Raw genomic sequence first — 25,977 nt, 5'->3', positions numbered from 1 at the left:
GTTTTTTTGTTGCCTGTTTTGTCTCAAAACGTCATCCGGAACGTCTTAAATGCTCTAATCGCCCCGTCGCGGCCTACAGAAGAACCGTTTTCACCCATGGATATCAAACAGCTCTGGCTCAACGCCCAAGACCTCTGGGGTGCTCTCGATCAGCACCCGCTCCTGCATTCCACGCTCGCGCTGATGTTGCTGCTGGTGGTGGCGCTGGTGCTCGGACGAGTGGCGCGTTACCTCATTCTTCATATGACCAAAATACTCGGCCGCCAGCCGTCGCTGCACTGGATCACCGATTTTCGCCACAACAAAGTGTTTCATCGCCTGGCGCAGATGACGCCCTCGCTGGTGATCCAGTTCGGCCTGCACCTGGTGCCGGAGTTGGGCAAAACCAGCCTGAACTTCCTCGGCAACGTGGCGCTGGCGTTCACCATTCTGTTCCTGGTGCTGGCCGTCAGCGCATTGCTCAATGCCCTGCTGGACATCTATGCCCGCACCGAACATGCCCGCACCCGCTCGATCAAGGGCTATGTGCAACTGGCGAAAATGGTGTTGTTCGTGTTTGGCGCGATCATCATCGTCGCCACGTTGATCGACCGTTCGCCGCTGTTGCTGCTGTCGGGTCTGGGCGCCATGTCGGCGGTGATTCTGTTGGTCTACAAGGACACTCTGTTGTCGTTCGTTGCCAGCGTGCAACTGACCAGCAACGACATGCTGCGGGTCGGTGACTGGATCGAGATGCCGCAAGTCGGTGCCGACGGCGACGTGGTGGACATCACCTTGCATACGGTCAAGGTGCAGAATTTCGACAAGACCATTGTGTCGATCCCGACCTGGCGCCTGATGTCCGAGTCGTTCAAGAACTGGCGCGGCATGCAGCAGTCCGGTGGGCGCCGAATCAAGCGCAGCCTGTTCATCGACGCCAGCGGCGTGCGGTTTATTCGCGATGACGAAGAGCTGAAACTGGCTCAGGTGCATCTGCTGACCGACTACATGAGCCGCAAGAAAGCCGAGCTCAAGGCCTGGAACGAAGCACAGGGCAACGTCGCGGCGATGTCGGCCAACCGTCGACGGATGACCAATATCGGCACCTTCCGCGCCTATGCGTTGGCGTATCTGAAGAGCCACCCGGAGATTCAGCCGAACATGACCTGCATGGTTCGCCAGATGCAGACCACCGCTCAGGGCATCCCGCTGGAAATCTACTGTTTCACCCGCACCACCGTGTGGGCTGATTACGAGCGGATTCAGGGGGATATTTTCGATTACCTGCTGGCAGTGCTGCCAGAGTTTGGCTTGAGCCTTTATCAGCAGCCGAGCGGTGGGGATTTGCGGTCGGGGTTGCTCCCGGCGGTGCTGGGCGCGAGCCACATTCCCGAGTCTGAAAAACACGTTATGTAGCAGCGCCTCTAACCTGTGGGAGCGGGCTTGCCCGCGATGAGGCCATGTCAGTCGATATCAATATTGCCTGACACAATGCTTTCGCGGGCAAGCCCGCTCCCACAGGGTTCAGTGGATAGCCACAAGTTTGCGTACACCCAACCGACTAATCCACACCGCCATCAGAATCACCGACCCACCAAACAACAACCGCCCCAGCTCTTCATGCTGATTCCAGATCAGCAAGTTGATCAGCAACCCCACCGGCACATGCAAATTGTTCATCACCGCCAGCGTCCCGCCGTTCACCAGGCACGCGCCCTTGTTCCACCAGTACAAACCCAGCGCGGTCGAGACGAGGCCGAGGAACAGCAGCACGCCCCATTGCAGTGGCGCTTCAGGCAGGAAGTTCTGTTTGCCGAACAGCAGAAACGCCGGCAACACCACCGCCAACGCACCCAGGTAGAAGTAGCCGAAGCGCCGGTAGTGCGGCAGATCGCTCGGATGTCGGGCCACCAGATGTTTGTAGAGCACCTGCCCGGCGGCGTAGGTGAAGTTGGCCAGTTGCAGCAGCAGGAAACCCATGAAGAAATCCGGGTTGATCCGGTCATAGCGAATCACTGCCGCCCCGAGTACCGCCACCAATGCCGCGATCAACGCCCACGGATTGAAGCGCCGGTTCAGCGCATCTTCGATCAGGGTCACGTGCAGCGGAGTGAGGATGGTGAACAGCAACACTTCCGGCACCGTCAGCACCCGGAAGCTCAAATACAAACAGACGTAAGTCACGCCAAACTGCAACGCGCCGATCAGCAACATACCGCGCATGAACGCCGGCTCGACCTGACGCCAGCGCGTCAGCGGAATGAACACCAGCCCCGCCAGCAGCACCCGCACCAGCACCGCGAAGTAACTGTCGACATGCCCGGCCAGGTATTCGCCGATCAAACTGAAGGAAAACGCCTGGATCAGCGTGACAAAAAGTAGATAGCCCATGGTCGCCTCATTTCGAATGGCGGCGACGATAGCGGGTTTTGCCCTTGATCGCGAACAGTCAGGCAATACACAAATCTACTGTGGGAGCGGGCTTGCTCGCGAATGCGGTGGGTCAGTCAACATTAATATCCACTGACACGCCCTCTTCGCGAGCAAGCCCGCTCCCACAGGGGTTGTGTGCTCATTCACTAAATCGCAGGCAAAAAAAAGCCCGATCTCGCTAATGCGTTCAATCGGGCTAGAGCACTCAGGAGCAACAAGTGCAAAGGGAGGTTCGATGCGCGTACAGGCTTGAAGGGTTGCGCCAGGTCACTAGACCATCCAGCGATTATCTGGCGATTAACGGCTCAGGCGACCTGAGAAAGCTTGGCGTTGGCCTGGTTCAGGCCTTTCTCCTGGAAGCCGCCGCCCAGGTTCATGCCTTCGGCGTGAATAAACGTTACGTCGTGGATGCCGATGAAAGCCATGACCTGACGCAGGTACGGTTCCTGGTGATCCGAGGCGGCTCCGGCATGGATACCACCGCGAGCGGTCAGCACATAAGCACGCTTGCCGTTGAGCAAACCTTGCGGGCCGGTTTCGGTGTACTTGAAGGTCACGCCGGCACGCAGCACATGGTCGAGCCAGGCTTTGAGGGTGCTCGGAATGGCGAAGTTGTACATCGGCGCGGCCATTACCAGTACGTCGGCGGCCAGCAGTTCATCGGTCAGCAGATTGGAGCGTTCCAGCGAGGCTTGTTCGATGTCATTGCGTTGTTCGGCGGGTTTCATCCAGCCGCCCAACAAGTTGATGTCCAAGTGCGGCACCGGGTTGGTGGCCAGGTCACGAACGGTGATCTGGTCGACCGGGTGTGCGGCTTTCCATTGGCTGATGAAGGTCTGGGTCAACTGGCGGGAAACCGAGTCTTGCTGACGGGCGCTGCTTTCGATGATCAGAACGCGGGACATGGGATGTAGCCTCCATCTGAGAATGCTGTAGGTCGATGGAGTGAAGGTTAAACAGAGTCATATCGATGAAAAAGCGCAAATAACTGCTATAAAGCATCGATAAATTCGTTTATAAGCGGAGCATGCCCCAGCCAGCTTGCTCCGCTTGATGTCATTTCGGGGTGCAGGTCAGGTTGATACGCATCTTGATGATGGTTCGGGTGAACTTTGCGGTGGCGTTTTTGTGTTTACCGGCGGGCACTTCGATTGTGCGGTTACGCGGCGCTTCTGGACCATTGTTGAAAACCACCTTGCAGATCGCATCGGTGCTGCCGTAGTTGTTCACCTGAATGGAAGCGATATCGGCATCTGTATCAAAGGCGTTGTAGTCGATGCTCATGCCGTTCAATTGCTTTTGAACGTCGATCGGATAAGCAAATGCAGTCAGCGGCAGCATCGCAAACACCGCACAACCCGCCATCACACAACACAGTTTTTTCATTCGGCAGTCTCCAATAAGGACTGCCAGCTTAGGACAAGAGGAGCTCAACATGAAAGCGCCCCGCGTGACCCTTGATCAATGGCGAACGTTGCAGGCCGTGGTCGATCACGGCGGTTTCGCCCAGGCCGCCGAAGCGCTGCACCGCTCGCAATCGTCGGTCAGCTACACCGTAGCGCGCATGCAGGACCAGCTCGGTGTGCCATTGCTGCGCATCGACGGCCGCAAAGCGGTGCTCACCGAGGCCGGCGGCGTGTTGCTGCGCCGCTCCCGGCAACTGGTGAAACAGGCCAGTCAACTGGAAGACCTGGCCCATCACATGGAGCAAGGCTGGGAAGCGGAAGTGCGGCTGGTAGTCGATGCCGCCTACCCGAGCGCCCGCCTCGTCCGCGCACTGACCGCGTTCATGCCGCAAAGCCGTGGCTGCCGGGTGCGTCTGCGCGAAGAAGTGTTGTCGGGTGTCGAGGAGGTGTTGCTTGAAGGCGTGGCCGATCTGGCCATCACCGGGTTCAGTATTCCTGGCTACCTGGGCGCGGAACTGAGCGACGTCGAATTCATCGCGGTGGCCCACCCCGAGCATTCCTTGCATCGCTTGAACCGCGAACTGAACTTCCAGGACCTGGAAAGCCAGATGCAAGTGGTGATCCGCGACTCCGGCCGTCAACAACCGCGAGACGTCGGCTGGCTCGGCGCCGAACAGCGCTGGACCGTCGGCAGCCTGGCCACCGCCGCGACCTTTGTCAGCAGCGGCCTGGGCTTCGCCTGGCTGCCTCGGCACATGATCGAGCGTGAGCTCAAGGAAGGTACGCTCAAAGTGCTACCGTTGGACCAGGGCGGCAGCCGCAACCCGAGCTTCTATCTGTATTCGAACAAGGACAAACCCTTGGGCCCGGCCACGCAGATTCTCATCGAACTGCTGCGCACCTTCGATACCGCGCCGCTGGATGCGCCCTTCGCCGCCCCTGAACAAGCCTGACACGGAGTGTACCCATGGCCTATTTCGAACATGAAGGTTGCAACCTGCACTATGAGGAATATGGCCACGGCACGCCGTTGCTGCTGGTCCATGGGCTGGGCTCCAGCACCCTGGACTGGGAAATGCAGATTCCGGCGCTCTCGGCCCACCATCGAGTGATTGTCCCGGATGTGCGCGGCCACGGGCGCTCCGACAAGCCCCGCGAGCGCTACAGCATCCCCGGGTTCAGCGCCGACCTGATTGCGTTGATGGAACACTTGAATCTTGGCCCTGCACATCTTGTCGGGCTTTCAATGGGTGGCATGATCGCTTTTCAACTGGCGGTGGACCAGCCGCAACTGCTCAAGAGCCTGTGCATCGTCAACAGCGCGCCCGAAGTCAAACGGCGCAGCCGCAACGACTACTGGCAGTGGTTCAAGCGCTGGAGTCTGATGCGCGCGCTGAGCATGGGCACCATCGGCAAGGCCCTGGGCGCCAAACTGTTTCCCAAGCCTGAACAAGCTTCGTTACGACAAAAAATAGCGGCGCGCTGGGCAAAAAACGACAAACATGCTTATCTCGCCAGCTTCGATGCCATCGTTGGCTGGGGGGTTCAGGAACGACTTTCCAAGGTTTCCTGTCCAACCCTCATCGTCAGCGCCGACCGTGACTACACCCCGGTCGCGTTGAAAGAAACCTATGTAAAACTGCTGCCCGATGCGCGGCTGGTAGTGATCGCCGACTCGCGCCACGCCACCCCGCTGGATCAACCCGAACGTTTCAACCAAACGCTGCTCGAATTTCTCACCGCAGTCGACACCACCACTCAGGATCACTGACTTATGCTGAAAAAAATCGCCCTCGTCGCCGGCTCCGTTCTGTTTGCCGCCAACCTGATGGCCGCCACGCCCGCCAAGGCGCCGCACGTGCTGCTGGAAACCACCAACGGCCAGATCGAAATCGAACTGGACCCGGTCAAGGCACCGATCAGTACCAAGAACTTCCTTGAGTACGTCGACAGCGGCTTCTACAACAACACGATTTTTCACCGAGTGATTCCTGGCTTTATGGTCCAGGGCGGCGGTTTCACTCAACAAATGCAGCAGAAAGAAACCAAGGCGCCGATCAAGAACGAATCCAAAAACGGCCTGCATAACGTGCGTGGCACGCTGTCCATGGCCCGTACTTCCGTCCCGGATTCGGCCACCAGCCAGTTCTTCATCAACGTCAAAGACAACGACTTCCTCGACCAGGGCGACGGCTATGCCGTGTTCGGTAAAGTCGTTAAAGGCATGGACGTCGTCGATGTCATCGTCAACTCCCAGACCACCACCAAAAGCGGCATGAAAGACGTGCCAGCCGACCCTGTCTTCATCAAGTCGGCCAAGCGCATCGACTGAGAGTAAGCTGGACAGGGAGTTTTGAGCGGCCGCCGGTGCTTCCGGCGCCGCTCATATCGTTTAAAGGAGAGCCCGTGCGCGGGCGAATAACTGATGCTTTATCGCCGTTTTGAAAAACTGATCGACATTTTCCGCGATGCACCGACGGCGGCTCCGCCGGATCGGGTTCTCCCCTTCTATACCTATTACCTGAAGCAGGTCTGGCCGAGTTTCGCCGCCCTGCTGATCGTCGGCCTGTTCGGCGCGCTGATCGAAGTGGCACTGTTCAGCTACCTGAGCCGCATCATCGACCTGGCGCAAGGCACCCCGAACGTCAACTTTTTCCAGGATCACGGTCTCGAATTGGCCTGGATGGCGGTGGTTGCACTGATTCTGCGCCCAGTATTCGTTGGCCTGCATGACTTGCTGGTGCATCAGACCCTGAACCCCGGCATGACCAGCCTGATTCGCTGGCAGAACCACAGTTACGTGCTCAAACAGAGTCTGAATTTTTTCCAGAACGACTTCGCCGGGCGCATCGCCCAACGCATCATGCAAACCGGCAACTCCCTGCGCGACTCTGCCGTACAAGCGGTGGACGCGCTGTGGCACGTGCTGATCTACGCCATCAGCTCACTGGTGCTGTTTGCCGAAGCCGACTGGCGTCTGATGATCCCGCTGCTGATGTGGATGGCAGCGTATATCGGCGCGCTCTGCTACTTCGTGCCGCGTGTGAAGGAACGTTCGGTGGTGTCCTCCGATGCGCGCTCCAAACTCATGGGGCGGATTGTCGACGGCTACACCAACATCACCACCCTCAAGCTGTTCGCCCACACCAACTTCGAACAGCAGTACGCTCGTGAAGCCATCGAAGAACAGACTGAAAAAGCCCAACTGGCTGGCCGTGTGGTCACCAGCATGGACGTGGTCATCACCAGCATGAACGGCCTGTTGATCGTCGGTACCACCGGGTTGGCCCTGTGGCTGTGGACGCAGTCGCTGATCTCGGTCGGCGCGATTGCCCTGGCCACCGGTCTGGTGATCCGGATCGTCAACATGTCCGGCTGGATCATGTGGGTGGTTAACGGCATTTTCGAAGACATCGGTGCCGTTCAAGACGGTCTGAAAACCATCGCTCAACCGGTCAGCGTCACCGACCGTGAACAGGCGAAACCCTTGGCGGTGGCCTGTGGCGAGGTGCGTTTCGATCACGTCGATTTTCACTACGGCAAGAAAAGCGGGATCATCGGCGACCTCAACCTGACCATCAAGCCCGGTGAGAAAATCGGCCTGATCGGCCCCTCCGGTGCCGGCAAATCGACGCTGGTCAATCTGCTGTTGCGCCTGTATGACGTGCAGGGCGGACGGATTCTCATCGACGGCCAGAACATCGCCGAAGTCGGTCAGGAAAGCCTGCGTGAACGCATCGGCATGATCACCCAGGACACCTCGCTGCTGCACCGTTCGATCCGCGACAATTTGCTGTACGGCAAACCCGACGCCACCGACGCCGAGCTCTGGGAAGCAGTGCACAAGGCCCGCGCCGACGAATTCATCCCGTTACTGTCGGACTCTGAAGGCCGCACCGGTTTCGATGCTCACGTCGGTGAACGCGGAGTGAAACTCTCTGGTGGCCAGCGTCAGCGGATTGCCATCGCTCGGGTACTGCTCAAGGACGCGCCGATCCTGATCATGGACGAAGCCACCTCGGCACTGGACTCGGAAGTCGAAGCGGCGATTCAGGAAAGCCTCGAAACCCTGATGCAGGGCAAGACCGTGATCGCCATCGCCCACCGCCTCTCGACCATCGCGCGGATGGACCGGTTGGTGGTGCTGGAAAACGGCAAGATCGCCGAAACCGGCAGCCACGCCGAACTGCTGGCCCATGGCGGGTTGTATGCGCGGTTGTGGCAACACCAGACCGGAGGGTTTGTCGGGATCGATTGAGGCAACACGAACCCTGTGGGAGCGGGCTTGCTCGCGAATGCGGTGTATCAGGCAACTTTAATATCGACTGACACTCCCTCTTCGCGAGCAAGCCCGCTCCCACACTACAGCGTCAACACCATCTCATGCCACGCCATCCCGCCATGGTCGGACGCCGAAGGCTTGATGTAGGCAAAACCAAACCCGGCATAGAGCGCAATGTGCCGCTCTTTGCACATCAGGTGGATGCTGGCCTTGTTCAGTGCGCGCATGCGCTGGATGAACTCACCCATTAAGCGTTTCGCCAGCCCCTGCCCTTGGTAGTCCGGATGCACCACCACCGACATGATCACTACGTGCGGGCCGGCCGGGTCGTGGCCGATCAGTTCCTTGAACGCCTCGTCCGACATCTCCACCTCAAACGCCGCACCGGAATTGATGAAACCGGCGACAACGCCATCCACTTCAGCAACGATGAAGCCCTCGGGCCAGGTGGCGATGCGGGTGGCGATTTTCTCGCGGGTGGCGGCTTCATCGCCTTCGTAGGCAACGGTTTCGATGGCATAGCAGCGATCCAGGTCAGCGGGGCTGACGTGGCGGATGACGGTGTTCATGGCAGCTCTGAATCGGCGTGGGAAAGGTTGGGGATCATAAATCAGCATCAACACGACATCGAGAGGCGAATCACCGATCCGCCTCTCGATCCAGGCCATTACGCCTTGAGCGGCAGCCAGATTTCCAGCACGCCGGTATTGAGCTTCGGGTTGAAATCGTCGCTGTAGCGCTCGAACTCCGGAGCGTCCGCAGCTTCATGGCCGGACTTCGGCAACCAGGTTTTCCAGATGTATTGAAAGGTCTGGGGCAAGGTATCCAGAGAGCCCTTGTGTTCGAAGACTGCATACTTCTGAGGCTGAACTTCGATCCAGCGGTACTTCTCGGGCAGGTCGTCGAGCTTGCTGATTTCGACACCGGCGATGTATTCGAAACCACCCTTGCCATCCGGATTACAGCAGATGCCGTAGGTTACTTCGCCTTTCTGACCGGGAATTTTGCCAATCTCGGGGATGAATTTCTCCCATAGGTCGGGGATCGCTTTGGTCGTATCCGCAGTAAATCGGCCGCCAAGCCCCGCTATGAGCATGAAGTGCCCGTTTTCGAAGCGCGGCTCGGCCGTTTCGACGCCTGTTTGCTCATCCATGACTCAACTCCTGGTACAAAAAGTGGGTTCGGCTGGGAGTATAGAAGCCAAACCCGATTCGCCCAATTACAGTGCGTGCAACTGTTCGATGGCGCCTGGACCGATAAACTCGTTATAACCCGATAGGATCACGTAGACCGCGAAGTAGCAGAAGATCGCTGCCGATGCCATGTAGGAATAACGCAGCAGTTTGTCACCGAGCAATTTGCCGCCGTGGCTCGCAGCAAAGCACAGACCGACACACCAGAGCACTCCGGCGCACAAGAAACCGCCGAGAAACAGCGCCGAGCTCAGTGCGCCACCGCCGCCGGAACGAGCGATCAGCGTGCCGCCCACCGCGGCAAACCAGAGAATGGCACTGGGCGATGACATGGCGAGGAAAATCCCGCGCAAGAACTCTTTCCGGTGCGAGTTGTGCCCCACTTCCGGGGTTTGCGCCAACAGCGCTTCATGGTGAATCGCCGAATAAATCATCTTCGCCGCAAAATACAGCAGCAGCGCCGACCCGCCGATCCACAACACCCAGCGCACGGTCTCGTACTGCAGCAATACGGTCATGCCGGCCAATGCCAGCACGGCATAAATCAGATCGCCGACACACGTCCCCAACCCCAGAGCAAAGCCTTGAAAATAGCCGCGCTGCATCGCCAGCGTGATCATCGCGATATTGGCCACGCCGATGTCCAGGCACAGCGAAAGGCTCAACAAGAAGCCACTGGTAAATTCCATCGACCATATCCTTGGGAAAAATTTATTGATGCGCAGGCTAGACAGTTTGCCATGACTGCCCTTACATTCCGCCACAGGCCACCGCAGTGGCCAGCGTCGCTCGGACGGTTCCGGGCGCTTACGTTATCCGAGGCAACAATGGCCGAACAAGGTTCGCCGCGCCGCTTTGCGCGCATAGATCGACTCCCCCCTTACGTTTTCAACATCACTGCCGAGCTGAAGATGGCCGCCCGTCGTCGTGGCGAAGACATCATCGACTTGAGCATGGGCAACCCCGACGGCGCCACGCCGCCGCACATTGTCGAAAAACTCGTCACCGTCGCCCAGCGTGAAGACACCCACGGCTACTCCACGTCCAAAGGGATTCCTCGCCTGCGCCGGGCGATCTCCAACTGGTACAAGGATCGCTACGCGGTCGACATCGACCCGGAAACCGAAGCCATCGTCACCATTGGTTCCAAGGAAGGCCTGGCGCATTTGATGCTGGCCACCCTCGACCAGGGCGACACCGTACTGGTGCCGAACCCGAGCTACCCGATTCACATCTACGGTGCCGTGATTGCCGGCGCCCAAGTGCGCTCAGTGCCGCTGATCCCAGGCGTGGATTTTTTCGCCGAGCTGGAACGGGCGATTCGCGGCTCGATCCCGAAACCGAAGATGATGATCCTCGGCTTCCCGTCCAACCCCACCGCCCAGTGCGTGGAGCTGGACTTCTTCGAGCGGGTGATCGCCCTCGCCAAACAGTACGACGTTTTGGTGGTGCACGACTTGGCCTACGCCGACATCGTCTACGACGGCTGGAAAGCCCCGTCGATCATGCAAGTGCCCGGCGCCAAGGACATCGCGGTGGAGTTTTTCACCCTGTCCAAGAGCTACAACATGGCGGGCTGGCGCATCGGTTTCATGGTCGGCAACCCAGAGCTGGTCAACGCCCTGGCGCGGATCAAGAGCTACCACGACTACGGCACGTTCACCCCGCTGCAAGTCGCGGCCATCGCGGCGCTGGAAGGCGATCAGCAGTGCGTCAAAGACATTGCCGATCAGTATCGGCAACGTCGCAACGTGCTGGTCAAAGGTCTGCATGAACTGGGCTGGATGGTCGAAAACCCGAAAGCATCGATGTACGTCTGGGCCAAGATTCCCGAGGCTTATGCACACATGGGCTCGCTGGAGTTCGCCAAGAAACTGCTGGCCGAGGCCAAGGTCTGTGTCTCGCCGGGTGTGGGATTTGGCGAGTATGGGGATGATCATGTGCGCTTCGCGCTGATCGAAAACCAGGACCGGATTCGTCAGGCCGTGCGCGGGATTCGCGGGATGTTCCGGGCGGATGGGCTGGTTCAGAAAACCAACACCTGACACAAATAACTGTGGGAGCGGGCTTGCTCGCGAAAGCGGACTAACATTCAACATCTACTTTGAATGTTATGTCCCCTTCGCGAGCAAGCCCGCTCCCACATTTGTTTTGCGGTGTGCTTAAACGAACAACGACAACAGCAGGATGAAGCCCAGGCCCACCACGGACAGGATGGTTTCCATCGCGGTCCAGGTCTTGAAGGTTTCCGCCACGGTCATGTTGAAGTATTGCTTCACCAGCCAGAAACCGGCGTCGTTGACGTGAGACAGGATCAACGAACCGGCACCGGTGGCCAACACCAGCAACTCACGGTTCACACCCGGAATCATCCCCACCACCGGCACCACGATGCCTGCGCCAGTAATGGTCGCCACGGTTGCCGAACCGGTCGCGATGCGAATCACCGCCGCCACCAGCCAGGCCAGAAGGATTGGCGAGATCTGCGCTTCCACCGCCATGTTGCCGATGACATTACCCACACCGCTGGTCACCAGCATCTGTTTGAAGCCGCCACCGGCACCGATGATCAGGATGATCGCGGCGGTTGGTGCAAGGCTCGCGTCCAGCCATTTGAGCATCTGTTGCGAACCGATGCCCTGCTTGTAGCCGAAGGTGTACAGCGACAGCAGCAACGCCAGCAGCAGCGCCGAGATCGGGTGACCGATCAGGTCCATGAAGGTGCGGAAGAAGTTGCCGTCCGGCAGCGCCACATCGGCAAAGGTCTTGAGCAGCATCAGGAACACGGGCGACAGCACGGTGACCAAGGTAATGGCGAAGCTAGGCAGATCACCTGCATCCTCATCGCGCACCAGTTGATCCACCAGTTCCTGATTCGGATGACCAGGAATGTGCTTGGCAATGAACGTACCGAAGATCGGACCGGCGATGATGGCGGTCGGCAGCGCAACGATCAGGCCGTAAAGAATGGTTTTACCGATGTCGGCACCGAACACGCCGATGGCCAGCAACGGACCCGGGTGCGGCGGAACCAGACCATGCACGGCGGACAGACCGGCCAGCAGCGGGATACCGATCTTGATGATCGACACGCCGGTACGACGGGCGACGATGAACACCAGCGGGATCAGCAGCACGAAACCGATTTCGAAGAACAGCGGGATGCCGACCAGGAAGGCCGCGAACATCATGGCCCACTGCACCTTGTCCTTGCCGAAGGCCCGAATCAGGGTCTGGGCGATCTGATCCGCCCCGCCCGACTCGGCCATCATTTTGCCGAGCATCGTGCCCAGCGCCAGGATGATCCCGACGAAACCGAGCACCCCACCAAAGCCGTCCTGGAACGCCTTGATGATGGTGCCGATCGGCATGCCGGAGGTCAGCCCGAGAAAGGCTGCGGCGATGATCAGGGCGATGAAGGGGTGAATCTTGAACTTGGTGATCAGGACGATAAGCCCGATCACCGTGACCACTGCATCCAGCAGCAGAAAGGTCTCGTGGGACATGCCAAACATAAGGGGTGTCTCCTGTTTGTTGTTGTTATTAAAGCGGTTAATCAGAAGCCGTCAGGACAGCGCTATCTTTTGGAGTAAAACTCAACTGGCGAGTTTCAAGCCATGATCGAGCCACCAGGCATGAGCCTGCTTCGCTAACTCATCGACGCTGTGGCTGGACGCATCCAGAGCCAGGGTCAGGGGCTCACCAACGGGCGATTCAAGTGTGGCGAACTGGCTGTCGATCAAGGTCGACGGCATAAAGTGGCCCGGCCGATGAGACACACGATCGGCGGCGACTTCGGGGGTCAGCTCAAGGAAAACGAAGCCCAGGCCCGGCAAGGCACTGCGCAAGCGTTCGCGGTAACTGTGTTTGAGGGCCGAGCAAGTCAGCACTGGGCGTTCGCCCTTGGCATCGATGCGGCGCAGTTCATCGCACAGGCTGTCGAGCCAGCCGGCACGGTCTTCATCGTTCAGGGGGATACCCGCGCTCATCTTTTCGATATTGGCGGCAGGGTGGAAAGTGTCGCCTTCAATGGCGGTCGCGCCGCTAAGCTGGCACAGGGACTGGCTGACGCAGGTCTTGCCGCAACCGGCAACGCCCATGATGACCAGGGCGGTGATGGGATGATTCATGTAACACCTCAGCGCGCAGACAGCGCTACCTTTGCTACGTAAGACTCAAGTGCAAAAGCAGAAGTTGCCGACGCCTTCTTGTCATTTTTGTGGGTTGCAGCATGTTCGTTCTCGAGGCCAAAAAACGAGGATCAGGCAAACCTCGTTCACGCATTGCAGCTGCATCGAGACAGCGCTACCTTAGTGCCTTGAATTTTGTTTGGCAAGCCGTCCGATGATTACCCCTAAAAACGATAAAAATACTCGCACCACTGGCCGCCCTACCCTCAACGAAGTCGCGCGCCTGGCCGGTGTCAGCCCGATTACGGCGTCCCGCGCCCTGCGTGGCGTCAGCACGGTGGCCACCGAACTGGTGGAAAAAGTCCAGAAGGCCGCCCTTGACCTGAACTACGTGGTCAACCCCGCCGCCCGCGCATTAGCCTCGGCCCAGAGCCATTCCGTGGTGGTTTTGGTGCCCTCGCTGTCCAACCTGCTGTTCATCGACACGCTGGAAGCCATTCATCAGGTTTTGCGACCAAAGGGCTTCGAAGTGCTGATCGGCAACTTCCATTACTCGCGTGATGAAGAAGAAAACCTGCTGCGCAATTACATGGCTTATCAGCCTCGCGGTTTGTTGCTGACCGGTTTCGACCGCACCGAAAGTTCGCGGCGAATGATCGAGGCCAGCAATATCCCGTGCGTGTACATGATGGAGCTGGACAGCGGAGCCGGGCTCAATTGCGTCGGTTTTTCGCAAGTCGCTGCCGGCGAAACCGCGGCCGAGCATTTGCTGTCACGCGGTCGCAAACGCCTGGCCTATATCGGCGCGCAACTGGATCAACGCACGCTGCTGCGTGGCGAAGGTTTCCGCCGCGCGCTGCAAAAGGCCGGTTTGTATGATCCGGCCCTGGAAGTACTGACACCGCGAGCCTCGTCGGTGGGACTGGGCGGCGAATTGTTCCTGCAACTGCTCACCGCCCACCCAGACGTCGATGCAATCTTCTTCGGCAACGACGACCTGGCCCAAGGCGCGTTGCTTGAAGCGTTGCGCAATGGAATCAAGATCCCCGAGCGCGTGGCGATCCTCGGCTTCAACGACTTGCCGGCATCTGAGCACATGGTCCCACGCCTGAGCAGCATCAGCACCCCACGAGAAGCCATTGGCCGTCGATCCGCAGAGCTGATGCTGACCTTGCTGGCCGGCAATTCAGTGACCAAACCGGTGCAGGATATGGGGTTTGAATTGAAGGTGCGCGAGAGCACCTGACGTACGACCATTCCCACGCTCCGCGTGCTAGATTCCCGATACCTGGAACAGCAAACGGAGAAGCTCAATGGGACATACGCTGAAGATTTTGGGTCGGGCCTCGTCAATCAACGTCAGAAAAGTCCTGTGGACCTGCGACGAACTGGGGGTTTCATACGAACGCGAAGACTGGGGCAGCGGTTTCGCATCGACCCAGAGCCCGGAATTTCTCCAGCTCAACCCTAACGCACAAGTGCCGGTTCTCATCGACGAAGCCGGCGTGCTGTGGGAGTCCAATACCATTTGCCGGTACCTGGCTGGCAAACACCAAAACACTGACCTGTTGCCCATTGAACCGGCGGCGCGCGCTCGCGTAGAGCAATGGATGGACTGGCAAGCCACCGAACTCAATCCGTCCTGGGGCTACGCCTTTTTTGCGCTGGTCAGGCAACTGCCGAACTTTCAGGACTCGCAGCGGATTGCTGATGGCGTTCGCGGCTGGAACGCGAAAATGGGCATCCTCGAACAGCAACTCGCGACAACCGATGCGTATGTTGCGGGACCGCACTTCACACTGGCCGATATTCTCATCGGGCTGTCGGTCAACCGCTGGCGCATGACACCGATGGAGCGCCCGGACTACCCCGCCGTCGATGCTTATTGCCAACGACTGGCGCTGCGGCCGGGGTTCATGGAACACGCCTGTAACGGCGTGCCTTGATTTCGCCTGAACGATTTACCCGGCTCAGGCGCGAAACCTGTGGGAGCGGGCTTGCTCGCGAAAAGCGGCGGGTCAGGCAACATCAATGTTGACTGTACCGCCGTCTTCGCGGGCAAGCCCGCTCCCACATGGATTGCGGTCTGCGAGCATGCCCAACAACGCCCGCACCGCCGCCGAAGGTTCTTTGTTGGGCGCGACTACCAAGGAAAACTCCCGATCGATACGCGGCATCACAGGCACTACCCGCAAACCTTGGCGATGGGTCGGCAGGGTCATTTCCGGCACCAGGGTCACGCCAATGTTTTCCCTCACGAGGGTGAATGCACTGCTCCATTCTCGCACCTCCGCCCGCACATCCAACAGTTGTAGCCCGGCATCGGCGGCCAGGCTGCGGGCATTGGTCGAACAACCGCCCGTGGCCAGCACAAAGGGTTGCTCCGCCAGTTCCTCCAATGAGACGCCCTGTTCATTCGAACGGCGTGCCAAGGGGTGGCCACCGGGCAGAACCGCCACCCAGGCATCACGTCCCAAACGACCGGTATTGCGCGCGGGCGCCGGGTTCAACGCCACACCGACATCCACCAGCCCGTCACTGAGCAACGTTTCCACTTCATCGTCGCTGACCTCCAGCGCCACCACTTGAATGCCGGGATACAGCCGATTGAACTGGCGCAGCAGTGGCGGCAGAAAGGTCGTCAGCACCAACGGGAAACTGGCCAGGCGAATCGTCCCGCGCTGGATATCTTTAGTGGCGTCGACGGTACTGCGAATGTTCTCCAGAGCCACGAGCATGGTTCGCGCCTGTTCGATCACAGGCAAGCCAATGGCGGTCGGCAAGGTCTGACGGTTTTCCCGACTGAACAGCTGAACGCCCAGGGTTTCTTCGATCAGTGCCAGCGCCTGACTGGCACCGGACTGGGTCATGCCGATCCGCTCGGCGGCCCGGGTAATGTTGCCGGTATCGGCCACCGCCACCACCATTCGCCAGTGCATCAAATTCATCATGGCAGTAGCATTCCTAATGGCAGTGTTCTGAAAGATTAATTTTACCGAGCGTGCCGCGCACTATGACACTGGCGCAAACCCGCAACCAGAGCCCTGCCCATGAAGTTGTATTACGCCCCGCAAGCCTGCTCATTGGCGCCGCACATTGTGCTGCGCGAACTGGACTTGCCGTTCGAGTTGGTCCGCGTCGATAACAGCACCAAGCAAACCGCCACCGGCGAGGACTTTCTGGCCATTAACCCAAAAGGCTACGTTGCGGCATTGCAGCTGGATAACGGTGATGTGCTGACCGAAGGCCCGGCGATTCTGCAGTACCTGGCAGACCTACGGCCTGAGGCGAACCTGGCACCGCCGAACGGGACATTCGAGCGGGTGCGTTTGCAGGAATGGCTGAATTTCGTCTCGACCGAGATTCATGGCGGGCTGGGTTGGCTGTTCAATTCGCAGTTTCCGGATGATGTGAAAGCGCTCATCAAAGAGAAGCTGTTCAAGCGTTTTGTCGTGTTGGGTCAGACGTTGGAGAGGCAGGATTATTTGATGGCTGGCGGATTCAGTATTGCTGATGCGTATCTGTTTACGGTGTTGCGCTGGGCTCGGCTGTTTGCGATTGATTTGGATGATTGGCCGGCGTTGGCGCGGTTTCAAGCGCGGATTGATCAGCGACCAAGCGTGAAAGCGGCGTTGGCGGCGGAGTTGGCGTAAGGCTTTAGATCGCTTCGCGGGCAAGCCCGCTCCCACAGGAATTTTGTGAACACCGAAGATCCAGTGTGGGAGCGGGCTTGCCCGCGATAGCTATCGATCAAACACCGCTGAACTACAAACTCGCACTCACTTTGTTTGCCACTTCCCCCGGCACCCAGGCCTTCCACACCTGCGGCTGATCGCGCAAAAACGCTTCGGCGACCTGACGCGGTGGCTGGCGTTTTTCGCTCATTTGCCCGAGGGTCTGGTTCAGCAGATCGATTGGCAAATCGACCTTTTCGAAGAACGCCACCAGGTCCGGGTACTGCGCCTTGAACGGTGCCGACACGCCGATGGCCAGGCTGGCCGGCATCGAACGCGTGCCCTTGGGGTTCGGGTTGTTGGCATCGGCCAGGGTCTTCCAGGCTTCAGCGTCGAACGGAGGCTCTTCGAGCTTCACCAGTTTGAAGCGACCCAACAGTGGCGTCGGCGACCAGTAGTAGAACAGCACCGGTTTGCCACGGCGGATCGATGAAGCGACCTCGGCATCCAGCGCCGCGCCGGAACCGGTGCGGAAGTTGACGTAGCTGGCAGTCAGGTCATAAGCCTTGAGTTTCTGGCTGTTGACGATCTCCGATGTCCAGCCGGTCGGGCTGTTGAGGAAGCGTCCACGGCTGGGGTCTTCCGGGTCGCGGAACACGTCCTTGTAGCGCGCCAGGTCGGCGACGGATTTCAGCTCCGGCGCCAAAGGCTTAATGCCGCGTTCCGGGTCGCCCTTGATCACATATTCCGGCACCCACCAACCTTCGGTGGCGCCTTTCACCGTGTCGCCCAAACCAAATACTTTGCCCTCGGAGGCCGCCTTGACCCAGGCCGGACTGCGCCCCGCCCACTCTTCGCCGATCACTTGAATATCGTTCTTCGCCAACGCCGCTTCAAGGCTGACGGTGCTGCCCGGCAAGGTGTCGGTCGGGTAGCCATAACCTTTCTCGACGATCAACCGCAGGATCTCGGTGATCAGGCTGCCACTTTCCCAAGTGATGTCACCGAAGTGGATGGGCGTGGTTTTTTCTGCGGCTGGAACATGGCCAGCCACAAGGCTCAGGGCTAGCAGCGAACTGCCGAGCAAGGTTTTGATCGATCTCATGCGGACCTCTGGGTCAAGGGTGGTCGGTTCAAGGGTTCGTTGGCGCTGTGCTGGGCGCACAGTGCCTGGGAGCGGGTCATGTAGACGCTGACCGATCGCTGGGAAATACCCAGCTTGGCGGCGATTTGGGGGTAAGTCAGGCCGTCGACTCGCGACAGCAGAAAGGTTGCCCTGACCTTGCCTGGCAGGCGGTCGAGTGTTTGGTCAAGGCGTGTCAGGGCCTGGGAGAACTGCGCCAGATCTTCGGGCGATGGTCCGTCGAGAGGGTCCACCGGCAATAGCTGATCAAGGTGCAGGCGTTCCAGATCACGACGGCGCCACAGCTGATAAATCAACCGCTGGGCGATGGTGGTGAGCAAGGCGCGAGGTTCGCGAATTGGCGTCAGGCCTGGTGATTCGAGCAACTGCACGAAGGTTTCGGCAGCGATGTCTTCGACGCTGGGGCTGGCACCCAGATATCGGCGCAGCCGTGCGCACAGCCAGGCGTAGTGGGCGCGGAACAATCCGCCCACGTCGTTGCGATGGGAAAGGTCGGCGCCGGACATAGAGGCTCCATGGGTTAGGGGTCGCTGAATGTCCGGTGATCCGGTGGCGCGATCCTAGCAAGGAGCCTTATTCATTAATAATACTTAAAACGAATTTTTATATTCCACAAATGAATTAGCCATTTCGACCTTTCGGCGCTCATCAGATCGCCAAGATCGCAGCCTTCGGCAGCTCCTACATTTGGATGGCGTACACCCTGTAGGAGCTGCCGAAGGCTGCGATCTTTTCCGAAGCTATCGCAACCTCCCATAGCCCAGCGCTTCGGCCTCCTGCTGATAATCGAGAATGACCTGATAGTCGCTTTCGGTGGCCGGCAGCACTTCTTGCAGGCCCAAAGTCTCGGCGACGTCGGGCAACTCCTTCAACGTCTGATTCATCACCTGTCGAAGCTGTTCAGCCTGCTCATCGGTGGTGCCAGCGGCCGCGATGTAGGGCAACGTCGGACTGAACGCCGTGCGCGCCAACACGCGCAGACCTTCGACCTCTCCCTGCGCATACTGCGCGAGATAAGCGAAGGTCACGCTGTCGATGGCGGCCAGGTCCGCCAGGTCATCACGTAGCCAACGCAGGCTTTCGCGGTGGCTGCCGCTGATGGCGACAGTGGCAAAAAATTCTCCGTCGCGCTGCAACGGTGCCAATCGGTGACGCAACAGGTTCATCCCACTGTTGGAGTCTTCACCGTTGATCACACCGCGACTGCCTCGGAAGGCCGACAAGGTCCATCGAGGATCGTCGGCGCGAGTCAGTAACAGGCTGCAATGGTTACCGCCATTGCTGTCCGGAAGTTCGTAACGAGGACGACCGATAACCCGGACGCGACCGCGCAAAGCCGTCATCAAGGGATAGCCGCAGGTCTGGGTCAGCAACAGGTGCGGGGACAGCCAAAGGTCCATCAGCGACAGCCCTTCGGCCTCTCGGCGAGTGCTGCCGAGCCGTTCGACGATCTGCGCCAGCCAATGCTCGTTGGCCTGGCGGATCGGCTCGGGGGAGGTGTACATCAGTAATTCAGCGAGGTGTTGAGTCATCAAAATCTTCCCATGCAACAAAAATCCCCTGTGGGAGCGGGCTTGCTCGCGAAGGCGGTGTGTCATGCAACATCAATATTGACTGACATGACCTCTTCGCGAGCAAGCCCGCTCCCACAGGGGAACTCATTCACAATCAGTGAAACGGATGCCGTGGACTGTCAATCGCCCTCACCCCATGCTGACGCATCAACTGAGCATAACCCTGCACCACAAACCCGCCACTGCGCGCCAGCCATTGCTCGCGGCGCGCGCGATAGACCCGTGGCAGGTCGTACCAGGGCAGGCCCGGCAAGTCGTGGTGCACCAGGTGAAAATTGAGGTTCAGGAACAGCCAGCGCCACGGCCATGCAGCTTCGTTGATGACGGTGCGTTGCTCGGGTTGCACGTGAGGACGGTGTTCATAGTAGGAACGAATCATCGCGATCGACAGCGCCGGCACGCTGATCAGCAACAGGTAATGCCCGACTGGCAACGCGCTGTAGCGCGCGATGAACGTCAGCATCAGCAGCGTCAGCGCGCCGTGGGTCAGCCACATCAACCAGGCCTGGCGCTCACCCGCTTTTAGCCGTTGCAGCTCTTCCCGAGCCAGTGCCAGCAAGGCCAGTGGCGCACCGAGGACAAAGCGCCCGAGCACGGTTTTGTTCAGCCAGTGCAGGCCCTGTTCGAACAACGAACTGCGCTGCCACTGTTCGGCGCTCAGGTAACGGCTTTCCGGATCGCGACCGGGGACGGTCAGGTCTTCGTCGCGGTGATGCAGCAAATGACTGTCGCGGTACAGGGTGTAGGGATACCAGACCGCGAACGGCGCATAACCGAGGACTTTATTCAGCGTTTGCCAACGGGTGGGATGGCCGTGCAGCAATTCGTGCTGCACCGACAACCACAATACCAGCAGTGGAATCAGCAACAACGTGCTCCACCAGAGCCCCAATCGGTCGCTGCCCAGAACAATGCTGAACCAGCCGACGTACACGCCGATAAACAGCAGCCAGGTCGGCCACTCGGTGCGAGCGGTGAAGCGTTGGCGCAGGGTTTCGATTTCTTCACGGTGGGCAGCATCAAAATAATGGGGCATGGCTTTGCTCAGAACGGGAACCAGTCCCCCTCTGTGCAATGGCGCAGGGATTTCTTGCAGATTATCTGGTTATTTCGATAGGCCTGAAAAACAAAGAGCCCGAGAACTCGGGCTCCGTTGACGCGGGATCAGTGACCGAACACGCCCACCTTCTTGGCCTTCTTGTCCGCACGTTTTTCATCGGCGGTTTTAGCCGGTTTTTTCTTTGCCGCTTTCTTTGAATCCATGCCTTTGGCCATGATACATACTCCACTCATACGGGACGTGAGATCAGGTATACACCTATCGCGGCGCCGGCGTTCTTTTATAATCACCCGCTTTGCGCACCGACAGTCCAGGCCCATGCCCAACACCCAGTACACCTTGCTCGACGAGCCGTTGTGGCCGTTGATGAACAAGTTTTACCGCGCCCATCAATCGTCGATGAAAGCAGTCCGCGATGCTCAATTGTGGGTGGCGCGCCGCGAGGAGATTGTCGCCGCACTGTGCCTGCGTCCGGTGGCGGATGGGCATTGGCTGACCGGGCTGTTCGTCGCCCCCCGCTGTCGCGAGCAAGGAATCGCCGCGGCGTTGATCGCTGAAGCGGTCAAGGATCTCGAAGAGCCGGTCTGGTTGTTCTGCCATCCGGATTTGCGTGGCTTTTATGAGCGCCGCGGTTTTACGTTCGACCCGCCCCTGCCCTACGCCATGGCTGAACGGTTGAGCCGTTATGCGCGCAGCAAACCGATGATTGCGATGGGTTTGCAACCAGGTTAGAAGATCAAAAGATCGCAGCCTTCGGCAGCTCCTACAGGTATGCGTACATCCGTAGGAACTGCCAAAGGCTGCGATCTTTTAGCTATCCGCCGCAGGATCCAGGTCCGGGAACATCACCTCGGTAAACCCGAACTTGCTGAAATCACTGATGCGCGACGGGTATAGCCGGCCGATCAGGTGATCGCATTCATGCTGCACCACCCGCGCATGAAATCCCGAGGCAATGCGCACGATCGGTTCGCCCTTGGGATCGAAGCCTTCATAACGAATCTGCTGATAACGATCTACCGCCCCGCGCAGGCCCGGCACGGACAGGCAGCCTTCGAAACCCTCTTCGAGGGTCGGGCTCAATGGCGTGATCAGCGGATTGATCAGAATCGTCTGCGGCACCGCTTCGGCGTCGGGATAGCGTTCGCTGTGTTCGAAACCAAAGATCACCAGTTGCAGGTCGACACCGATCTGCGGTGCGGCCAGGCCGACTCCGCCGACGCTTTCCATGGTCTGGAACATGTCGTCGATCAGTTGCCACAACTCAGGGCTGTCGAACATTTCCGCTGGCACCGGCGGGGCAATGCGCAGCAGGCGCTCATCGCCCATTTTCAGAATTTCACGGATCATTTTATGGCTTCGTCAGTGGTCGGCTTTGAGTGGTCGCGCCCCAGTCCCGAAACGTGGTGCTTTTCTTCATGGCCGGGGCCATGCTCGCCAGGGACCTTCTCGCCAGGGTCTTTGCCTTCGCGCGACATGTGCTCGATCACCGCATTCATTTCCGCGCCGAGCAACAGCACCGCGGCGGAAATATAGAAGTACAGCAGCAACACGATGATCGCGCCGATACTGCCATACATGGCGTTGTAGTTGGCGAAGGTTTTGACGTAGAGACCGAAGCCCAGCGAAGCGATGATCCAGACCACCACGGACAACACCGCACCCGGGGTGATAAAGCGAAACTCTTGTTTGACGTCGGGCATGACGTAGTAAATCAGCGCCACCGCCATCATCAGCAGAATCACCACCACCGGCCAGCGGACGATGGTCCAGACTGTCACGATGAAATCTTCGAGGCCTACTTGCGCGGCAATCCAGCCCATCACCTGCGGCCCGAGCACCATCAGCGCGGCGGCGATCAGCAACATGCCGGCGATCCCGATGGTGTAGAAAATCGACAGCGGAAAACGTTTCCAGACCGGACGGCCTTCGACCACATCATATGCGGCGTTCATCGCGCTCATCATCAACCGCACACCGGCGGACGCGGTCCACAGGGCGATCACGATACCCACCGACAACAACCCCCCCTTGGATTGCTGCAGCTGATCGATCACCGGGTTCACCTGGTCCAGCGCCTGGGGTGGCAAGACCAGTTCCGATTGCAGGCGCAGCCAGGAGAAGAAGTCCGGCAAATGCAGGAAACCGATAAGGGCGATCAGGAACAGGATGAAAGGGAACAGCGAGAACAGCATTTGATAGGCCAGTGCCGAGGCATAGGTCGACATCTCGTCGTCGACGAACTCGGTGACCGTTCGCATCATCACCCGGTGCAGGGGCAAACCCTTCATGTTAGGAAAAAACATTAGCGTCTCCTTTCGCCGCAAAAAGGTTGAAGTCATGGCGACTCAGGGGCCGTTTTCTACAACAAAGTAGCCTACTTGGCGACTTTGAAACAATTTCCTTGCTCAAGTTCAAGCTGACACAGAAACGGCCATCCGCGGATGGCCGTTTCGATTACTCGTCAAAGCCCGGGTTACGCCTTGTCGATGCCTTTTTTAAGAGCATCCTTGGCTTTGCCGACCGCTTGCTGGGTTTCTCCTTTCCTCTCCTGCGCCACGCCTTCGGAGCGCAGTTTTTCGTTGCCGGTGGCCTTGCCGACGCCTTGCTTGACGTTGCCGGCCGCTTCGTTTGCCATGCCTTTAACTTTATCGCCTGTGCTGCTCATGGTATTTCTCCTGTGAACATTTCAACGAGGAAAGTGGTTACACAAGGGTTGACCGAGGGCCTTTGCGCGGAGTTTCATTTATTTATTAACCGGACATTTCGCAGGTTAGGCTTTATGTTTGCGGGCTTTGCCCCGAGAATGCGCAACGTATTCAGGCCATGGCGCTGAAGATCCAATCCCGTAGGAACGTTATGAAACTCGATAAAAAGCTGGCCATTGCCCGCAGAAACCAGGAACTCGGCGGTGCTGTGCTTGGCGTCAACAACTGCCATTTCACCGAATTGAACCGCAACCGCAATATCTTCTGGTTCGATATTCCGGTCGCGCGCCTGGCCGTTGGTCAGTACGAATGGATTCACTTGCTGATGCACACCCCGGATACCGACGAACTGCTGCACCTGAAAGTGCCGACGGTGTTCCTGCGCGAAAAACTCGAAGGCCTGGTGGTGCGCAACCAAGGCAAGCGCAAGGCAGCCCTGAGCCTGGAACTGAGCGCCGACAAGGACTCCTACCTGCAGGACATGCGCCCGACGGGTACCAACGTCAATTTCGCGCAGTTCCGTATGTAGGAGCTGCCGCAGGCTGCGATCTTTTGATCTTGCTTTCTGGCTCTAACAAAAGCCCCGCATCCGCGGGGCTTTTGTTTGACTAGGCGCCTACTTTCTTCGCACCCAGTTTCTTCAGCTCTTCGTCGCGCAGTTCGCGGCGCAGGATCTTGCCGACGTTGGTGGTCGGCAGCGCGTCGCGGAACTCTACGGCTTTCGGTACTTTGTAGCCGGTGACGTTGGCGCGCATGTGCTCCATCACCTGCTCCTTGGTCAGGGTCACGCCCGGTTTGGCGACGATGAAAATCTTGATCGCCTCGCCCGATTTCTCGTCCGGAACACCAATGGCCGCGCATTGCAGCACGCCCGGCAGGGTTGCCAGCACGTCTTCAAGCTCATTGGGGTACACGTTGAAACCGGAGACCAGGATCATGTCTTTCTTGCGATCGACAATGCGCATGTAACCGTCTGGCTGGATCAGCGCGATGTCACCGGTCTTCAACCAGCCTTCGCTGTCGAGGATTTCGTCAGTGGCATCTTGGCGCTGCCAGTAGCCCTTCATGACTTGCGGACCTTTCACACACAGTTCACCGATGGCGCCCAATGGCTGTTCAACACCGGCATCGTCGATGATTTTGCACAAAGTCGATGGAACCGGAATACCGATGGTGCCGATCTGGATGTTCTGGCTCGGGTTCACTGTGGCCACCGGGCTGGTTTCGGTCATGCCGTAACCTTCGCAGATCGGGCAACCGGTAACCGCTTTCCAGCGTTCGGCCGCAGCCAGTTGCAAGGCCATGCCGCCGGACAGGGTGATTTTCAGACTGGAGAAATCCAGCTTGCGGAACGCTTCGTTGTTGCACAGCGCGACGAACAGCGTGTTCAGGCCGACGAAACCGCTGAACTTCCACTTCGACAGCTCCTTGACCATCGCCGTCAGGTCGCGCGGGTTGCTGATCAGGATGTTGTGGTTGCCGATCAGCATCATCGCCATGCAATGAAAGGTGAACGCATAGATGTGGTACAGCGGCAACGGGGTGATCAGGATCTCGCAACCTTCGTTGAGGTTGGAGCCCATCAGCGCTTTGCACTGCAGCATGTTCGCCACAAGGTTGCGGTGGGTCAGCATCGCACCCTTGGCCACGCCGGTGGTGCCGCCGGTGTATTGCAGCACGGCAACGTCGCCGCTGGCCGGGTTGGCTTCAGCCACTGGCTGGCCATGGCCCTTGCTCAGCACGTCATTGAATTTGATGGCCTTGGGCAAGTGATACGCCGGGACCATCTTCTTCACGTACTTGATGACGCTGTTGACCAGCAGGCGCTTGAGCGGCGGCAGCAGGTCGGCCACTTCAGTGACGATCACGTGCTTGACGCCGGTTTTCGGCACGACGATCTCGGCCAGATGCGCCATGTTGGCCAGGCAGACCAGGGCTTTGGCACCGGAGTCGTTGAATTGGTGTTCCATTTCCCGCGCGGTGTACAACGGGTTGGTGTTGACCACGATCAGCCCGGCGCGGATCGCACCAAAGACGGCAACCGGGTATTGCAACAGGTTGGGCAGTTGCACGGCGATTCGATCGCCGGGTTGCAAATCGGTATGCTGTTGCAGGTAAGCAGCAAAGGCACCGGACAATTCGTACAGCTCACCGTAGGTGATTGTCTTGCCCAGGTTGCTGAATGCCGGTTTGTCAGCGAAGCGTTGGCAGGATTGCTTCAACACTGCCTGAATATTCGGATACTCGTCTGGATTGATCTCGGCAGCAATTCCAGCTGGGTACTTATCCTTCCAAAAGTCTTCGATCATGGAAGCCCACTCCTCAGCAACGCGAATTCAAATACCGCATTTGATGCGATTATTATTGGTGTTTGATTATTGGTGAGTCTGGCTT

General features: G+C 58.7%; 28 protein-coding genes. 11 read left to right on the top strand and 17 right to left on the bottom strand.

Annotated elements, in window-relative coordinates; genetic code table 11:
* The first annotated feature begins 96 nt into the window (after positions 1–96).
* The gene (locus F6R97_RS21755) at positions 97–1,395 is read left to right on the top strand and encodes a mechanosensitive ion channel family protein (RefSeq protein WP_038982015.1); all 1,299 of its coding nucleotides are present in this window, start codon (positions 97–99) and stop codon (positions 1,393–1,395) included.
* Between the two features lie 108 nt (positions 1,396–1,503).
* Here the strand turns inward: F6R97_RS21755 and F6R97_RS21750 are convergent, their stop codons facing one another.
* The 3 genes from F6R97_RS21750 to F6R97_RS21740 form a co-directional block, all read right to left on the bottom strand.
* On the bottom strand, positions 1,504–2,370 hold the full coding sequence (locus F6R97_RS21750) for a carboxylate/amino acid/amine transporter (protein ID WP_050681594.1): 867 nt from the start codon (positions 2,368–2,370) through the stop codon (positions 1,504–1,506).
* Positions 2,371–2,717: 347 nt separating this feature from the next.
* Entirely contained in the window at positions 2,718–3,317 is a 600-nt protein-coding gene (locus F6R97_RS21745) for an FMN-dependent NADH-azoreductase (RefSeq protein WP_050681593.1), read from the bottom strand.
* A 151-nt stretch (positions 3,318–3,468) separates the two neighbouring features.
* Positions 3,469–3,798, bottom strand: a complete 330-nt coding sequence (locus F6R97_RS21740; RefSeq protein ID WP_038982012.1) for a hypothetical protein — start codon at positions 3,796–3,798, stop codon at positions 3,469–3,471.
* A gap of 49 nt (positions 3,799–3,847) precedes the next feature.
* On the opposite strand from F6R97_RS21740, the gene F6R97_RS21735 reads away from it, so the two are divergent.
* From F6R97_RS21735 to F6R97_RS21720, 4 genes are all read left to right on the top strand, one after another.
* Entirely contained in the window at positions 3,848–4,771 is a 924-nt protein-coding gene (locus F6R97_RS21735) for a LysR family transcriptional regulator (RefSeq protein WP_008069097.1), read from the top strand.
* A gap of 14 nt (positions 4,772–4,785) precedes the next feature.
* Entirely contained in the window at positions 4,786–5,589 is an 804-nt protein-coding gene (locus F6R97_RS21730; RefSeq protein ID WP_038982011.1) for an alpha/beta fold hydrolase, read from the top strand.
* Between the two features lie 3 nt (positions 5,590–5,592).
* Entirely contained in the window at positions 5,593–6,150 is a 558-nt protein-coding gene (locus F6R97_RS21725) for a peptidylprolyl isomerase A (protein WP_007902463.1), read from the top strand.
* A 93-nt stretch (positions 6,151–6,243) separates the two neighbouring features.
* Complete coding sequence (locus F6R97_RS21720; RefSeq protein WP_038982010.1) at positions 6,244–8,076, top strand: ABC transporter ATP-binding protein; 1,833 nt, start codon at positions 6,244–6,246, stop codon at positions 8,074–8,076.
* Between the two features lie 104 nt (positions 8,077–8,180).
* On the opposite strand, the gene F6R97_RS21715 is transcribed toward F6R97_RS21720, so the two are convergent.
* From F6R97_RS21715 to F6R97_RS21705, 3 genes are all read right to left on the bottom strand, one after another.
* Positions 8,181–8,669: an N-acetyltransferase gene (locus F6R97_RS21715; protein ID WP_315867073.1), complete on the bottom strand. Its 489-nt coding sequence runs from the start codon at positions 8,667–8,669 to the stop codon at positions 8,181–8,183.
* A gap of 98 nt (positions 8,670–8,767) precedes the next feature.
* On the bottom strand, positions 8,768–9,253 hold the full coding sequence (locus tag F6R97_RS21710; RefSeq protein ID WP_038982009.1) for a GyrI-like domain-containing protein: 486 nt from the start codon (positions 9,251–9,253) through the stop codon (positions 8,768–8,770).
* A gap of 66 nt (positions 9,254–9,319) precedes the next feature.
* Entirely contained in the window at positions 9,320–9,982 is a 663-nt protein-coding gene (locus F6R97_RS21705; protein ID WP_038982008.1) for a LysE family translocator, read from the bottom strand.
* Positions 9,983–10,120: 138 nt separating this feature from the next.
* Here F6R97_RS21705 and alaC point away from each other — a divergent pair, with 138 nt between their 5' ends.
* Positions 10,121–11,338, top strand: coding sequence for an alanine transaminase (alaC, locus tag F6R97_RS21700; RefSeq protein WP_315867072.1), 1,218 nt, complete (start codon positions 10,121–10,123; stop codon positions 11,336–11,338).
* 117 nt (positions 11,339–11,455) lie between these two features.
* Here alaC and F6R97_RS21695 read toward each other — a convergent pair whose 3' ends face one another.
* Positions 11,456–12,808, bottom strand: a complete 1,353-nt coding sequence (locus F6R97_RS21695) for a GntP family permease (RefSeq protein WP_048395710.1) — start codon at positions 12,806–12,808, stop codon at positions 11,456–11,458.
* A gap of 81 nt (positions 12,809–12,889) precedes the next feature.
* The gene (locus F6R97_RS21690; RefSeq protein ID WP_030131880.1) at positions 12,890–13,423 is read right to left on the bottom strand and encodes a gluconokinase; all 534 of its coding nucleotides are present in this window, start codon (positions 13,421–13,423) and stop codon (positions 12,890–12,892) included.
* A gap of 214 nt (positions 13,424–13,637) precedes the next feature.
* Here F6R97_RS21690 and F6R97_RS21685 point away from each other — a divergent pair, with 214 nt between their 5' ends.
* Together F6R97_RS21685 and F6R97_RS21680 are read left to right on the top strand one after the other, a co-directional pair.
* The gene (locus tag F6R97_RS21685; protein WP_315867071.1) at positions 13,638–14,669 is read left to right on the top strand and encodes a LacI family DNA-binding transcriptional regulator; all 1,032 of its coding nucleotides are present in this window, start codon (positions 13,638–13,640) and stop codon (positions 14,667–14,669) included.
* 67 nt (positions 14,670–14,736) lie between these two features.
* The gene (locus tag F6R97_RS21680; protein WP_315867070.1) at positions 14,737–15,369 is read left to right on the top strand and encodes a glutathione S-transferase; all 633 of its coding nucleotides are present in this window, start codon (positions 14,737–14,739) and stop codon (positions 15,367–15,369) included.
* A 72-nt stretch (positions 15,370–15,441) separates the two neighbouring features.
* Here the strand turns inward: F6R97_RS21680 and F6R97_RS21675 are convergent, their stop codons facing one another.
* Positions 15,442–16,374 carry a LysR family transcriptional regulator gene (locus F6R97_RS21675; RefSeq protein WP_315867069.1) on the bottom strand — a complete coding sequence of 311 codons (933 nt, stop codon included), beginning with the start codon at positions 16,372–16,374 and terminating at the stop codon, positions 15,442–15,444.
* Positions 16,375–16,473: 99 nt separating this feature from the next.
* Here F6R97_RS21675 and gstA point away from each other — a divergent pair, with 99 nt between their 5' ends.
* Positions 16,474–17,076: a glutathione transferase GstA gene (gene gstA, locus F6R97_RS21670; RefSeq protein ID WP_315867068.1), complete on the top strand. Its 603-nt coding sequence runs from the start codon at positions 16,474–16,476 to the stop codon at positions 17,074–17,076.
* Between the two features lie 112 nt (positions 17,077–17,188).
* Here the strand turns inward: gstA and F6R97_RS21665 are convergent, their stop codons facing one another.
* The 4 genes from F6R97_RS21665 to F6R97_RS21650 form a co-directional block, all read right to left on the bottom strand.
* Entirely contained in the window at positions 17,189–18,202 is a 1,014-nt protein-coding gene (locus F6R97_RS21665; RefSeq protein ID WP_315867067.1) for an ABC transporter substrate-binding protein, read from the bottom strand.
* Complete coding sequence (locus F6R97_RS21660; protein WP_315867066.1) at positions 18,199–18,747, bottom strand: sigma-70 family RNA polymerase sigma factor; 549 nt, start codon at positions 18,745–18,747, stop codon at positions 18,199–18,201. Before F6R97_RS21660 ends, F6R97_RS21665 begins: the two co-directional genes overlap by 4 nt.
* Positions 18,748–18,981: 234 nt before the next feature.
* A complete protein-coding gene (locus F6R97_RS21655; protein WP_315867065.1) occupies positions 18,982–19,773 on the bottom strand; it encodes a phosphate/phosphite/phosphonate ABC transporter substrate-binding protein in 792 nt (263 codons plus the stop codon).
* A gap of 136 nt (positions 19,774–19,909) precedes the next feature.
* Positions 19,910–20,851 (bottom strand): fatty acid desaturase, encoded by a 942-nt coding sequence (locus F6R97_RS21650; protein WP_315867064.1) that lies wholly within the window; start codon positions 20,849–20,851, stop codon positions 19,910–19,912.
* A gap of 342 nt (positions 20,852–21,193) precedes the next feature.
* Here F6R97_RS21650 and F6R97_RS21645 point away from each other — a divergent pair, with 342 nt between their 5' ends.
* The gene (locus F6R97_RS21645) at positions 21,194–21,607 is read left to right on the top strand and encodes a GNAT family N-acetyltransferase (RefSeq protein ID WP_038981998.1); all 414 of its coding nucleotides are present in this window, start codon (positions 21,194–21,196) and stop codon (positions 21,605–21,607) included.
* A gap of 78 nt (positions 21,608–21,685) precedes the next feature.
* Here F6R97_RS21645 and def read toward each other — a convergent pair whose 3' ends face one another.
* The 3 genes from def to F6R97_RS21630 all read right to left on the bottom strand — a co-directional run bounded on the left by def (position 21,686) and on the right by F6R97_RS21630 (position 23,543).
* Positions 21,686–22,225 (bottom strand): peptide deformylase, encoded by a 540-nt coding sequence (gene def / locus F6R97_RS21640; protein ID WP_038981997.1) that lies wholly within the window; start codon positions 22,223–22,225, stop codon positions 21,686–21,688.
* Positions 22,222–23,181 carry a YihY/virulence factor BrkB family protein gene (locus tag F6R97_RS21635; RefSeq protein WP_038981996.1) on the bottom strand — a complete coding sequence of 320 codons (960 nt, stop codon included), beginning with the start codon at positions 23,179–23,181 and terminating at the stop codon, positions 22,222–22,224. Before F6R97_RS21635 ends, def begins: the two co-directional genes overlap by 4 nt.
* A 170-nt stretch (positions 23,182–23,351) precedes the next feature.
* Positions 23,352–23,543, bottom strand: coding sequence for a CsbD family protein (locus F6R97_RS21630; protein ID WP_038981995.1), 192 nt, complete (start codon positions 23,541–23,543; stop codon positions 23,352–23,354).
* 191 nt (positions 23,544–23,734) lie between these two features.
* Between F6R97_RS21630 and F6R97_RS21625 the strand changes: the two genes are divergently transcribed.
* Positions 23,735–24,112, top strand: coding sequence for a hypothetical protein (locus tag F6R97_RS21625; RefSeq protein ID WP_048395687.1), 378 nt, complete (start codon positions 23,735–23,737; stop codon positions 24,110–24,112).
* Positions 24,113–24,191: 79 nt separating this feature from the next.
* On the opposite strand, the gene fadD1 is transcribed toward F6R97_RS21625, so the two are convergent.
* Positions 24,192–25,892: a long-chain-fatty-acid--CoA ligase FadD1 gene (gene fadD1 / locus F6R97_RS21620; protein ID WP_038981993.1), complete on the bottom strand. Its 1,701-nt coding sequence runs from the start codon at positions 25,890–25,892 to the stop codon at positions 24,192–24,194.
* Between the last annotated feature and the right edge of the window lie 85 nt (positions 25,893–25,977).

This window comes from Pseudomonas sp. JV414 (genome assembly GCF_032424305.1).
Taxonomy (GTDB): Bacteria; Pseudomonadota; Gammaproteobacteria; order Pseudomonadales; family Pseudomonadaceae; genus Aquipseudomonas; species Aquipseudomonas lini.
Note: the sequence above shows the minus strand (reverse complement) of the source record. Positions and strands in the feature narration are given on the sequence as shown.

Coding starts and splice junctions, on each gene's coding strand:
- F6R97_RS21705 (WP_038982008.1), bottom strand. CDS start 9,982: ATGGAATTTACCAGTGGCTTCTTGTTGAGCCTTTCGCTGTGCCTGGAC.
- F6R97_RS21745 (WP_050681593.1), bottom strand. CDS start 3,317: ATGTCCCGCGTTCTGATCATCGAAAGCAGCGCCCGTCAGCAAGACTCG.
- F6R97_RS21695 (WP_048395710.1), bottom strand. CDS start 12,808: ATGTTTGGCATGTCCCACGAGACCTTTCTGCTGCTGGATGCAGTGGTC.
- F6R97_RS21690 (WP_030131880.1), bottom strand. CDS start 13,423: ATGAATCATCCCATCACCGCCCTGGTCATCATGGGCGTTGCCGGTTGC.
- F6R97_RS21715 (WP_315867073.1), bottom strand. CDS start 8,669: ATGAACACCGTCATCCGCCACGTCAGCCCCGCTGACCTGGATCGCTGC.
- F6R97_RS21685 (WP_315867071.1), top strand. CDS start 13,638: ATGATTACCCCTAAAAACGATAAAAATACTCGCACCACTGGCCGCCCT.
- def (WP_038981997.1), bottom strand. CDS start 22,225: ATGATCCGTGAAATTCTGAAAATGGGCGATGAGCGCCTGCTGCGCATT.
- F6R97_RS21645 (WP_038981998.1), top strand. CDS start 21,194: ATGCCCAACACCCAGTACACCTTGCTCGACGAGCCGTTGTGGCCGTTG.
- F6R97_RS21740 (WP_038982012.1), bottom strand. CDS start 3,798: ATGAAAAAACTGTGTTGTGTGATGGCGGGTTGTGCGGTGTTTGCGATG.
- F6R97_RS21625 (WP_048395687.1), top strand. CDS start 23,735: ATGAAACTCGATAAAAAGCTGGCCATTGCCCGCAGAAACCAGGAACTC.
- F6R97_RS21750 (WP_050681594.1), bottom strand. CDS start 2,370: ATGGGCTATCTACTTTTTGTCACGCTGATCCAGGCGTTTTCCTTCAGT.
- F6R97_RS21660 (WP_315867066.1), bottom strand. CDS start 18,747: ATGTCCGGCGCCGACCTTTCCCATCGCAACGACGTGGGCGGATTGTTC.
- F6R97_RS21650 (WP_315867064.1), bottom strand. CDS start 20,851: ATGCCCCATTATTTTGATGCTGCCCACCGTGAAGAAATCGAAACCCTG.
- gstA (WP_315867068.1), top strand. CDS start 16,474: ATGAAGTTGTATTACGCCCCGCAAGCCTGCTCATTGGCGCCGCACATT.
- F6R97_RS21635 (WP_038981996.1), bottom strand. CDS start 23,181: ATGTTTTTTCCTAACATGAAGGGTTTGCCCCTGCACCGGGTGATGATG.
- F6R97_RS21655 (WP_315867065.1), bottom strand. CDS start 19,773: ATGACTCAACACCTCGCTGAATTACTGATGTACACCTCCCCCGAGCCG.
- F6R97_RS21730 (WP_038982011.1), top strand. CDS start 4,786: ATGGCCTATTTCGAACATGAAGGTTGCAACCTGCACTATGAGGAATAT.
- F6R97_RS21755 (WP_038982015.1), top strand. CDS start 97: ATGGATATCAAACAGCTCTGGCTCAACGCCCAAGACCTCTGGGGTGCT.
- fadD1 (WP_038981993.1), bottom strand. CDS start 25,892: ATGATCGAAGACTTTTGGAAGGATAAGTACCCAGCTGGAATTGCTGCC.
- F6R97_RS21665 (WP_315867067.1), bottom strand. CDS start 18,202: ATGAGATCGATCAAAACCTTGCTCGGCAGTTCGCTGCTAGCCCTGAGC.
- F6R97_RS21630 (WP_038981995.1), bottom strand. CDS start 23,543: ATGAGCAGCACAGGCGATAAAGTTAAAGGCATGGCAAACGAAGCGGCC.
- F6R97_RS21710 (WP_038982009.1), bottom strand. CDS start 9,253: ATGGATGAGCAAACAGGCGTCGAAACGGCCGAGCCGCGCTTCGAAAAC.
- alaC (WP_315867072.1), top strand. CDS start 10,121: ATGGCCGAACAAGGTTCGCCGCGCCGCTTTGCGCGCATAGATCGACTC.
- F6R97_RS21680 (WP_315867070.1), top strand. CDS start 14,737: ATGGGACATACGCTGAAGATTTTGGGTCGGGCCTCGTCAATCAACGTC.
- F6R97_RS21725 (WP_007902463.1), top strand. CDS start 5,593: ATGCTGAAAAAAATCGCCCTCGTCGCCGGCTCCGTTCTGTTTGCCGCC.
- F6R97_RS21675 (WP_315867069.1), bottom strand. CDS start 16,374: ATGATGAATTTGATGCACTGGCGAATGGTGGTGGCGGTGGCCGATACC.
- F6R97_RS21735 (WP_008069097.1), top strand. CDS start 3,848: ATGAAAGCGCCCCGCGTGACCCTTGATCAATGGCGAACGTTGCAGGCC.
- F6R97_RS21720 (WP_038982010.1), top strand. CDS start 6,244: ATGCTTTATCGCCGTTTTGAAAAACTGATCGACATTTTCCGCGATGCA.